Source organism: Veillonella sp. oral taxon 780 str. F0422 (assembly GCF_000221605.1).
Lineage (GTDB): Bacteria > Bacillota > Negativicutes > Veillonellales > Veillonellaceae > F0422.
The window spans coordinates 39715-50714 of record NZ_AFUJ01000051.1; the positions used below are offsets into that span (position 1 = coordinate 39715).

At 40.8% G+C, this 11000-nt stretch carries 7 protein-coding genes and 3 rRNA genes; 1 reads left to right on the plus strand and 9 read right to left on the minus strand.

Annotated features, from left to right (window positions below; translation table 11 throughout):
* Positions 1 to 93 precede the first annotated feature (93 nt).
* A complete protein-coding gene (rpmB, locus tag HMPREF9200_RS05670; RefSeq protein ID WP_038144954.1) occupies positions 94 to 282 on the plus strand; it encodes a 50S ribosomal protein L28 in 189 nt (62 codons plus the stop codon).
* Positions 283 to 451: 169 nt separating this feature from the next.
* Here rpmB and HMPREF9200_RS05675 read toward each other — a convergent pair whose 3' ends face one another.
* The 9 genes from HMPREF9200_RS05675 to HMPREF9200_RS05715 all read right to left on the minus strand — a co-directional run.
* On the minus strand, positions 452 to 1678 hold the full coding sequence (locus tag HMPREF9200_RS05675) for a phosphopentomutase (RefSeq protein ID WP_009353827.1): 1227 nt from the start codon (positions 1676 to 1678) through the stop codon (positions 452 to 454).
* Positions 1679 to 1750: 72 nt separating this feature from the next.
* Entirely contained in the window at positions 1751 to 2275 is a 525-nt protein-coding gene (locus HMPREF9200_RS05680; protein ID WP_009353833.1) for an NUDIX hydrolase, read from the minus strand.
* 9 nt (positions 2276 to 2284) lie between these two features.
* The gene (locus tag HMPREF9200_RS05685) at positions 2285 to 3124 is read right to left on the minus strand and encodes an SWIM zinc finger domain-containing protein (RefSeq protein WP_009353858.1); all 840 of its coding nucleotides are present in this window, start codon (positions 3122 to 3124) and stop codon (positions 2285 to 2287) included.
* 23 nt (positions 3125 to 3147) lie between these two features.
* On the minus strand, positions 3148 to 4428 hold the full coding sequence (gene dcm / locus HMPREF9200_RS05690; RefSeq protein WP_009353845.1) for a DNA (cytosine-5-)-methyltransferase: 1281 nt from the start codon (positions 4426 to 4428) through the stop codon (positions 3148 to 3150).
* 56 nt (positions 4429 to 4484) lie between these two features.
* Positions 4485 to 5942 (minus strand): Sau3AI family type II restriction endonuclease, encoded by a 1458-nt coding sequence (locus HMPREF9200_RS05695; RefSeq protein WP_009353841.1) that lies wholly within the window; start codon positions 5940 to 5942, stop codon positions 4485 to 4487.
* Positions 5943 to 6217: 275 nt separating this feature from the next.
* Positions 6218 to 6403: a hypothetical protein gene (locus tag HMPREF9200_RS05700; RefSeq protein WP_009353840.1), complete on the minus strand. Its 186-nt coding sequence runs from the start codon at positions 6401 to 6403 to the stop codon at positions 6218 to 6220.
* A gap of 551 nt (positions 6404 to 6954) precedes the next feature.
* A 5S ribosomal RNA gene (gene rrf / locus HMPREF9200_RS05705) occupies positions 6955 to 7071 on the minus strand.
* A gap of 64 nt (positions 7072 to 7135) precedes the next feature.
* Positions 7136 to 10062 (minus strand): 23S ribosomal RNA (locus tag HMPREF9200_RS05710).
* 437 nt (positions 10063 to 10499) lie between these two features.
* A 16S ribosomal RNA gene (locus HMPREF9200_RS05715) occupies positions 10500 to 11000 on the minus strand; the annotation flags it as partial.

Below are 11000 nucleotides of genomic sequence, written 5' to 3' on the forward strand. Positions count from 1 at the left end.
TCTAAAAGGAACAAATGCACTTGCATTGTTATGCCCTTTTATGATAAAATACATATGTTATATTAGTAGTAAACACTTTGGAGGTGGAAACAAATGGCAAACCTTTGCGAAGTATGTGGTAAATCCACTACTACGGGTATGAATGTTTCTCATTCCCATATCCGTTCCAAACGAACTTGGAAACCAAACATCCAAAGAGTACGAGCAATTGTAGACGGCGAAACTAAACGAGTTAACGTTTGCACACGCTGCCTTCGTTCTGATAAAATTACACGCGCGTAAGATTTTGAAGGTACATGTACTCAAAAAAGAGGCTATCAGTCAGGAAGAAATTTCTTCAGTACTGATAGCCTCTTTTGCTATGTTTAGCTTTATTATTTTACTCTATTTTTACACCCGTGAAACTCAGGGCTCAGTATAAGCCTAACTGTATAAAAAGTAAGCCTCTCCTTTATTTTGCTAATAATTGTAAAAAACTTTCCCCTGCAAATGATTCTTTAACCCCAAAGTTTTTCAATATAGTTTGTCCAATATCTGCAAAGCTACGTCTATCCCCTAGATCAATGGGCCCTGTGAAAGATGGTGAGTACGCCAAGAGTGGCACGAGTTCCCGTGTATGGTCTGTTCCCTTCCAAGTCGGATCATTACCATGGTCTGCCGCAATCAGTAACAAATCATCTTCCGTCAATAGTTCTAGTAATCCCCCTAGTTGATAGTCGAACATTTCAAGCTCACGTCCATAGCCCTGTACATCACGACGATGTCCATACAAGCTATCGAACTCTACTAGATTGACCATCATATAGCCATGAGTAAATCTACCTTCTAACGTAGTATCTGATGTATCTTGCATACTATGTGTACCATCTGCAGTATGCCCCAACAAGGCAGCTACTAGGTTCATGCCATGAGAATTAGATTTTGTTGGAAAGGATTGATCCAAACCGATATGAGCGTATATATCTCCAATCTTTCCTACTCCGATAGTCGGCACTTTCGCATCTTGTAAGGCTTGCAACACGAAACGTCCTTCTGGCAATCGACTATAGTCATGACGATTTGAGGTACGCACAAAACGACCTGGCTCCCCTACAAAGGGACGAGCAATGATGCGCCCAACATAGTAATCCCCAATACATACTCGTTCCCGTGTAATTTGGCACATCTTGTATAGGTCCTCTAAAGGAATGATGCTTTCATGAGCGGCGATTTGAAACACCGAGTCGGCAGATGTATACACAATGGGTTTCCCCGTTCTCATATGCTCTTCCCCTAGGCGCTCAATGATTTCCGTCCCCGATGCCGCTTCATTGCCTAGGAATCCATAGCCAGTTTCTTTCGTGAAAGTATCCATTAACGCCTGTGGAAATCCATCATAAAACGTTGGGAAAGGAACTTTCACAGGATGACCCATCATTTCCCAATGACCACTGGTGGTATCTTTCCCTGTACTTTGTTCATGCATGCGACCAAAGGCACCCACCACTGTATCTTGTTGCGGTGTAATATCTGCAATCCTACTGATACCTAATTTTCGTAAATTCGGAATCTGCAAAGGCCCTACGGCCTCTTCAATATGGCCCAAGGTATTAGCATCCGTATCTCCAAAACGTTCTGCATCTGGGCTGTGACCTATTCCTACACTATCTGTAACGATAGTTATAATTCGTTTAAACATAGAGACCTCCTCTTTGTTAAACACTCGTAAACAATCTATGCCTAGGAAGTTAGACTCCTAGGCATTCTTTCGTTATTTCAAATACGGCATAGCTAATAACAACGCGGATAAAGATTTACTATCTTTGATTTTCTCTTCCTTAATGCGTTGTAGCAATTCGTCGAACCTATATCGCTCAACTTCCACATATTCATCTTCATCCCAATGGATTTCCCCTTTGGAAAGCCCTTTTGCCACATACAAATGAATGACTTCATTACAAAAGCCAGGAGATGTTGCAATAGTACCAAGACTAATCCATTCCGATGCGATAATGCCAGTTTCTTCTTCTAGCTCACGTTTCGCACATACCAAAGGATCTTCACCAGCATCTAATTTACCGGCAGGAATTTCCAATAAATAATCGTTCAATGCATAGCGGAACTGTTTTTCCATAATAATGCGATTGTCTTCATCAATGGCTACCACTGCACTTGCCCCTGGATGATGTACCACCTCACGCCAAGCTTCCTTGCCATTGACCTCTGCTACATCATAAGTTACCTTAATCAATTTACCATCGAATTTCATTTCCGATGAAAGTTTATGTTCTTGCATGGGTCCTCCTTAATTTACGATAATAGGTTCTATTTGATTATGAAAAATAATAGTTCCTTTATTAGTCCATCGTACACTCATCTGCCACAACACATCTTTATCAATCGTCGCTAAATATCTGTTTTTACTGTATTCGTTTTTAAATTCTTTTTCTACTATTTGTAGCATATACTGTAGTTCTAATAAAACTGCAAATTCATGTTTACAATGTCCATCACAATAACAACTACATGAGATATCTTCAATGATTCCATTATTATATTCAAATTCTACCTCATAGTACTCTGATCCACGTATAATGGCATATCCATATCTATCATCGATACACATATATACAACTCGTTGTTCTTTATAATATTGTAATCCTCTCTCTACTCGAGCATGCTCTATAGGAAACTGAGTTAGATCATCTAGTGGAAATGGATCCGGTCTATATGTAGAAATATATGGTTCTTCACCTTGGGGAGGAAAAAACCATTGACTGATTTTTTCTTTACCTAAACTTTTACGGTCAAAGCTCAATAACAGTCGATTGAAGATTTTAAATTCCCCTTGTAATTGGGTATCGATCTTAGCAATGACTCGTTCATATTTTGAAGGTCTTACTTTAAATTGATGACGTACATCTACAACTATACCTAACGTATCCTTCATTTTACCAGAAACATAGACATGATCTCCCTCATGAAGAATTATATCTTCACATAAGTATAAAAACGCATCATCTTTTGCCACAAAATATACCTGAACTAAAGTCATATTTCGGTGAGACAACATTGATTTGGAATGTATTAACTCGGTTGTATCACTTATTTCAGACTCAAGAAACTCTATATCCTTTAGATCCATATGATGTCCTTTCTGGGGAGCTATTATTTACCCTCTTGTAAAATTATTTCTTTTAGGTATGGCTCTAGTCTACTTATTACACCTGTTACTAAGGCATTCCCCATCATAAAATATCTATTTCGTTTTGTCATTCCTGTATTAGTCCAATTAGGCGGAAACATCTGTAGTAGTTCTGCTTCAACTTCTGTAATAGTTCTATACTTTTGAGAATCTTCATCTAACACAATATGAGATGATCGATTAACTGTTCCTTCGCTAGTTAACATCGTTCGACCTGGCACATCTACATCATCTGGGAAGTTCATGCTTCCCTCTGAATAGTAATAAATACCACCATCAGGACGAATGCGCTCAATCCGCTTGCCACCTTTTAGATACTTCCATTTCTCTACCTTGTCATCACTAATAATATAGGAAGTATACGATTGTGTTTCATTTTTCTTTGCAATATCTATTACTTTTTTCAGCGGATATACTTCTTCAACAATAGATTCTACATCGCTATTATAAATTTCACCATCAGCCATATAACCAGATAATAAAAACTTACCCTGGTTATAACTATCACTAACTTCGACAATATCCTTATACTGTTGTATATGTTTTTGAACTAAATTTTTTGAAACTTTTTGCACTGGAAATATACTATTAAAAAACTCCTGTTGATAGAACCACTCTTCAATACCAATTTCTTGAATTTTTTGCTGATTAGTATTTGCATAAAAGGTATTTCTCTTATAGGCAAGAATAAAAACCCTTCTACGCTTTTGTGGCATCCCATAATCAGCTGCATTGATAACTCGCCAATGAACATGATATCCTAACTCATCAAATGTTTTTAACATAATAGCAAAGTCACGACCTCTTTGATTAGCTGGTGACTTAAGTAATCTATCTACATTTTCTAATACAACAAAGGATGGCTGTTTTTTTTCTACAACATCTTTTATATCCCAAAATAAAACACCTTTTTTACCTTCAATGCCTTTTTCCTTCGACAGTGTTCTTGCTACAGAATAATCTTGACATGGAAAGCCACCAACTAATAATGTGTGATCCGGAATAGTCTCTTTATCTACTGTATTAATATCTTGATTACTATGATTTCCCACACCAAATCGAGTAGTATAACAATTGAATGCTGGTTGCACTTTAGTAGATGGCTCCCACTGATTAGCCCACACAAAACTCCAATCACCTTGCTCAATGGCAAGACCTGTCTCGGAATCAAATTCATTTACATGATTAAGACCAACCCGAAATCCACCAACACCCGCAAATAGTTCAACTACGGTCAGTTTCATTACTTTCTCCTTTTGAATTATCCTAATCATATACACTAATTAATAGATTAAGAAAATTATAATAAATCTTTAATAACACTTAATACATACGAATTATTTAGCCAAAAACACTGCTTAGTCATAAAACGACCATCTGGTAACTCATCAGCATCTACCAATGATCCTTTTCCATAGGTTATTCCATTTTCTAGTTGATAAAATGCTCTAGATGCATGTGGTCTAATATGACTAATAGGGTGACTATTTTTACCAGGTAAATTATTTTTAACTACATAATCACCTTTTTTATTTTTTGTAGGAATCAGTTCTATACCATCCTTAATAATCTTTTGTACGTCTTTCCAAAACTCTTCTAATAAAGCTATATCCTTAGCTGGCATATTCCAAAGCTTAACACCTTTTAATACACATTCTCCTGTATCATTTTCAGTATATACAACAAAGAATAGCTTAGTTTCTTCAAAGTATTTACATAAATCAGATTCTTCCCATTCTTCATCTACTAGTTTCTTAAAACTAAAAGATGGAAAAGACATGCTTTCTTTGATTTTATTATTTTTGTTAACTCGAATCGTCTTGACAACAATATTAGCCTTAAGAAACTCCTCAGCTTGATTAGAAGATACACCCAACATCCGATATACTAGTAAACTCAGTCGAGCTTTATTAGAAGAATCCATTAAGTTAAAGATTTGACATAATTCTTCTTCCGTTTTACCTATATATGGTTTAATCTTATCAGTTAATACCTTACCTAGATTTGTCTCGTTAGTATCAGTTAGGATAGACTCTGCCACATCATGCTTTCCTACATAATAATTATTTAGTACATAGGTCATATAACTTTGTTTAAAAGCAAACGCACGACGTTTTGCTGGTACATCAGGATTATAATATTGTGTAGACATACTAGATGCTGCCGTTGCACCTTTTGTGCATGCTCCTAAATATAGTGTATCTCCTTCAGAAAGCTCATGAGCCTTTCCCGATTTTATTTTATCAATAATAAGTTGGTAATCATTAATTATAATCTCTAAGTCTTTATCAACTGGTTCAAATAGACCTACAAAGTTAATACCATAATCTAGTTTATCAGCTAGCAATCTATCTCTTAAGTAGAACATTAAAAGCATGAGTCTACATTTTTGCCAAAGGTGGGATTTATAGAAATCATCCTCTACTGGCTCAGTATTGGATATCATAGTTAATACCAATCGTTCACCAGCTTTATAAGTATTCTTTTTTGTCATTTCATAAGGAGTAACTTTTAACTCGACCCCCGCCTTTTCAAAATCTGCTTCAGAGTTACTATTAATATCATATTGAAAGAAATGCTTCTCTACTAAATTTCCTAGACCACCCTTTCTAGCAAAGTTTGCAAAACTAATAAACTCTTCATCATTCAATTCTTCGCTACAAATAATATCTTTAAAGGTCTTTCCTATTAATTGTTTCGCATAGCGTTCAATAGATTTTGGGTCTGTTTCATCATATAGAATATTTGTATCGTCCATACTTCACCTATCACTTACACATTCATTAATTACAAGATAATAACAATTTAAATTCACCTGTACAGAAAATATGTCAATACAAAAGGTATCAAAATTGTACCCATTTATATCAAAATTAAGAAACGCTAATATCTTAATTTACTATATTATATCATATTAGTTCAGTTTTAAATTAAAATAAAGACTTATCTATTAATTAGAAAAGCTATACTCAAATTAGCTCTTCAAGTATAGCTTATGATAGTTTTATGTATACAGTTATTGTCTGTACAATACTATTTATTAAAAAATTCATTTAACAAGGTTACGTCATCACTATCCATATATGTATCATATAGAGTATGTAATTTATCTTTATTGGTTTCTCCTGTTTCAATACTAACAAGAGCTACTATGAATGAACGGTAGTCGATGTCCATCATTTCTTGGATTTGTATTTTAAAGTTGTCGAGTGTGGTCATAATATAAACTCCTAGAATAAATGTAATCGTGGATTCATAGTTACTAATCCGATCAGATTATATCATAAATAACTAAGTAAACTCTAGAGAAATATACAGCTATAAAAAGCATTTTAATTACTACTATCCCACTGTAGACTGACATAACTTATAGATAAAGCTTTATCATTTGCGATTTCCTGTTCCTAGCTGTGGATTTTGTGCGCCCCTTTGGGGCTTCAAAATCTTACGCCAGGAACTAAGCGATGCTCTATGATTTATGCGTCGCTTCTTCTTTTTTTACCTTTTTATATTTTCCTTTTCCTGCTTTGTTCCTGGCTGTGGATTTTGTGCGCCCTTTGGGCTTCAAAATCTTACGCCAGGAGCTCCCCGATTCACACACTTTCATGCGTCGCTATACTCCTATGAAAGTGGTTCACTGGGGATCCCAGCCCTATGGTATTCTTCCATAGATATTACTTGAGTCATGTTGGCTGGAAACGGCCAGGCCAAAATAATATATTGAATGAGAAAATAAAAAAGACGCCTTTCGGCGTCTTCTTTATTTTCTTAATCAGCAACTTCCTATCCTCCCAGGCCGTTTCCAGCCAAGTACTTTCGGCGTTTACGAGCTTAACTACTGTGTTCGGGATGGGAACAGGTGGTTCCTCGTAGCCATCGTCACTGAATTTGTCAGGGTGTTCCCTGAAAACTACATAGAAAGATAATATAGTAACTTACAAGTTTATTGTTTAAGTAAAGCCCTCGATCTATTAGTACCAGTCAGCTCCATGCCTTGCAGCACTTCCACACCTGGCCTATCAACCATGTCGTCTACATGGGATCTTACTAGCTTATGCTATGAGAAACCTCATCTCAAGGCTGGTTTCACGCTTAGATGCTTTCAGCGTTTATCCGTCCCGAACGTAGCTACCCAACTGTACCCTTGGCAGGATAATTGGTACACCAGCGGTTCGTCCACTCCGGTCCTCTCGTACTAGGAGCAGCCCCCTTCAAGTTTCTTTCGCCCGCGATGGATAGGGACCGAACTGTCTCACGACGTTCTGAACCCAGCTCACGTACCACTTTAATCGGCGAACAGCCGAACCCTTGGGACCTACTTCAGCCCCAGGATGTGATGAGCCGACATCGAGGTGCCAAACCTCCCCGTCGATATGGACTCTTGGGAGAGATTAGCCTGTTATCCCCAGGGTAGCTTTTATCCGTTGAGCGATGGCCCTTCCACTCGGCACCACCGGATCACTAAGCCCGACTTTCGTCCCTGCTCGACTTGTTGGTCTCGCAGTCAAGCTCCCTTCTGCCTTTACACTCTTCGAGCGATTTCCGTCCGCTCTGAGGGAACCTTTGGGCGCCTCCGTTACTCTTTAGGAGGCGACCGCCCCAGTCAAACTGTCCACCTAGGACTGTCCGGAAGGTCGTTACTCTTCCCGTTAGATTTCAATTAATCAAAGGGTGGTATCCCAACAGCGACTCCACTAAGACTAGCGCCCTAGCTTCTACGTCTCCCACCTATCCTGTACATTCATTAACTAAAATCAATCCTAAGTTACAGTAAAGCTCCATGGGGTCTTTCTGTCCAGTCGCGGGTAACCTGCATCTTCACAGGTACTTCAATTTCACCGGGTCCCTCGTTGAGACAGTGCGCAAGTCGTTACACCTTTCGTGCGGGTCGGAACTTACCCGACAAGGAATTTCGCTACCTTAGGACCGTTATAGTTACGGCCGCCGTTTACTGGGGCTTCAATTCAGAGCTTCGGATTACTCCTAACCCCTCCTCTTAACCTTCCAGCACCGGGCAGGTGTCAGCACCTATACGTCAGCTTTCGCTTTAGCAGGCACCTGTGTTTGTGGTAAACAGTCGCTTGCGCCTCTCTTGTGCCACCCATTCATGCTCCAGCCGTTACAAGCTTTCACACTACATGGGTCATCCTTTTCCCGAAGTTACGGATGCATTTTGCCGAGTTCCTTAACGAGGGTTTTCCCGCGCACCTTAGGATTCTCTCCCCGCCTACCTGTGTCGGTTTTGGTACGGGTAGTATGTCTCTACCTAGAAGCTTTTCTCGGCAACTTAGGATCAATTACTTCGCTCTTTTGAGCTCGTCATCACGCCTCAGCTTTTAGAGTAACGGATTTACCTATTACTCAACCTACACGCTTAAACATGCACTTCCAATCGCATGCTAACCTACCTGTTTGCGTCACTCCATCGATCAAACAATTCATACTAGTACAGGAATTTCAACCTGTTGTCCATCGCCTATGCTTTTCCGCCTCGGCTTAGGTCCCGACTTACCCTGAGACGACGATCGTTGCTCAGGAACCCTTAGGCTTTCGGTGGAAAGGATTCTCACCTTTCTTTTCGCTACTCATACCGGCATTCTCACTTCTTACCAGTCCACAGCTCCTTCCGGTACTGCTTCAATCCAATAAGAACGCTCCCCTACCCAATGGTATTACTACCATTGCCACGACTTCGGCTCTGCATTTTAGCCCCGGACATTTTCGGCGCAGAGTCTCTCGACCAGTGAGCTATTACGCACTCTTTAAATGGTGGCTGCTTCTAAGCCAACATCCTGGTTGTTTTGGAAACTCCACATCCTTTGCCACTTAATGCAGCATTGGGGGCCTTAGTCGGTGGTCTGGGCTGTTTCCCTCTTGACTATGGGCCTTATCACTCATAGTCTGACTCCCATGTATAAGTATAGCCATTCGTAGTTTGACTAGGTTCGGTACCCGGTGTGGGCCCTAGCCCGATCAGAGCTCTACCGCCTATACTCTTTACCATGAGGCTAGCCCTAAAGCTATTTCGGGGAGAACCAGCTATCTCCGTGTTCGATTGGCATTTCACCCCTATCCACAACTCATCCCAAAGCTTTTCAACGCTCACGAGTTCGGTCCTCCACACAATTTTACCTGTGCTTCAACCTGGCCATGGATAGATCACTACGGTTTCGGGTCTACTACCACTAACTCCTCGCCCTATTCAGACTCGCTTTCGCTTCGGCTCCACGTTTTCCGCTTAACCTCGCTAGTGACAGTAACTCGCCGGTTCATTCTTCAATAGGCACGCCGTCGACCTGCAATTATACGGTCTTCGACTGTTTGTAGACATACGGTTTCAGGTTCTCTTTCACTCCCCTCCCGGGGTGCTTTTCACCTTTCCCTCACGGTACTATGCGCTATCGGTCCATACTGGTATTTTGCCTTGGAGGGTGGTCCCCCCTGCTTCCCACAAGGTTTCACGTGTCTCGTGGTACTCTGGATACTGCTCCACATATGCAGGATTTCGACTACAGGGCTGTCACCTTCTTCGGCCGACCGTTCCAAGTCGGTTCGTCTATCCCATTTATGCTTGTTAGCAGTCCTCAACCCCGGTCTGGCGAACCAGTCCGGTTTGGGCTCTTCCCCGTTCGCTCGCCGCTACTAAGAGAATCTCGTTTGATTACTTTTCCTCTGGGTACTTAGATGTTTCAGTTCCCCAGGTGCCCTCCTCATACTCTCTGGTATGGGTGACAGAGCTTTTCTCTGCCGGGTTCCCCCATTCGGATATCTACGGGTCAATGGTCGCTTGCACCTCTCCGTAGCTTTTCGCAGCTTACCGCGTCCTTCTTCGGCCAGTATAGCCAAGGCATCCACCGTATGCCCTTACTATCTTTACTTGATAGCGACATATGGTTATGTCTTTTGCTTTAGAGTCATCCTTTCGGATGCTCTCACCTTATAAGTTAATTTAGAGAATCTATGTGCTTGGTCTAACCCTTAGAGTCAACTCTAAGAGACCAAATCATAAATAATTTATTATCTTCTATGCAGTTTTCAAAGAACATCTTCATTTTCTATAAAATCACGCCTAACTTCGTCAAACTCATTCCGCTTGTCTCACGTAATTACCATTACGCTTCGACTTCGCCTCATTCGTTTTCCTTGTTATCCATCGATTTTCTTAGAAAATAGTGCTTAGTAAGTATATAAAGCATTTCACTACTTGTCAATACTAACTTTTGAGAGTTGACCTCTCAAAACTGAACAATAAAAGTGACCAAAGTGTCGACCTAGTGTGACATCTAGCATCTTGTGCTAGTGTATGTCTCCCTAGAAAGGAGGTGATCCAGCCGCACCTTCCGATACGGCTACCTTGTTACGACTTCACCCCAATCATCGACTTTACCTTAGACGGCTGGCTCCCGAAGGTTACCCCACCGGCTTTGGGTACTTCCGACTTTCGTGGTGTGACGGGCGGTGTGTACAAGGCCCGGGAACGTATTCACCGCAGTATGCTGACCTGCGATTACTAGCGATTCCGACTTCACGTAGGCGAGTTGCAGCCTACGATCCGAACTGAGAGCTTGTTTCTGGGGTTTGCTCCACCTCGCGGCTTCGCTTCCCTCTATTAAAGCCCATTGTAGTACGTGTGTAGCCCAGGTCATAAGGGGCATGATGACTTGACGTCATCCCCGCCTTCCTCCGCATTGTCTGCGGCAGTCTCTCATGAGTTCCCACCCGAAGTGCTGGCAACATAAGATAGGGGTTGCGCTCGTTGCGGGACTTAACCCAACATCTCACGACACGAGCTGACGACAGCCGTGCACCACTGTTT

Bases quoted from the DNA above. Each gene is read 5' to 3' on its own strand.
- HMPREF9200_RS05675 (WP_009353827.1), bottom strand. From the start codon at position 1,678: ATGTTTAAACGAATTATAACTATCGTTACAGATAGTGTAGGAATAGGT.
- HMPREF9200_RS05695 (WP_009353841.1), bottom strand. From the start codon at position 5,942: ATGGACGATACAAATATTCTATATGATGAAACAGACCCAAAATCTATT.
- HMPREF9200_RS05680 (WP_009353833.1), bottom strand. From the start codon at position 2,275: ATGCAAGAACATAAACTTTCATCGGAAATGAAATTCGATGGTAAATTG.
- HMPREF9200_RS05700 (WP_009353840.1), bottom strand. From the start codon at position 6,403: ATGACCACACTCGACAACTTTAAAATACAAATCCAAGAAATGATGGAC.
- HMPREF9200_RS05685 (WP_009353858.1), bottom strand. From the start codon at position 3,124: ATGGATCTAAAGGATATAGAGTTTCTTGAGTCTGAAATAAGTGATACA.
- rpmB (WP_038144954.1), top strand. From the start codon at position 94: ATGGCAAACCTTTGCGAAGTATGTGGTAAATCCACTACTACGGGTATG.
- dcm (WP_009353845.1), bottom strand. From the start codon at position 4,428: ATGAAACTGACCGTAGTTGAACTATTTGCGGGTGTTGGTGGATTTCGG.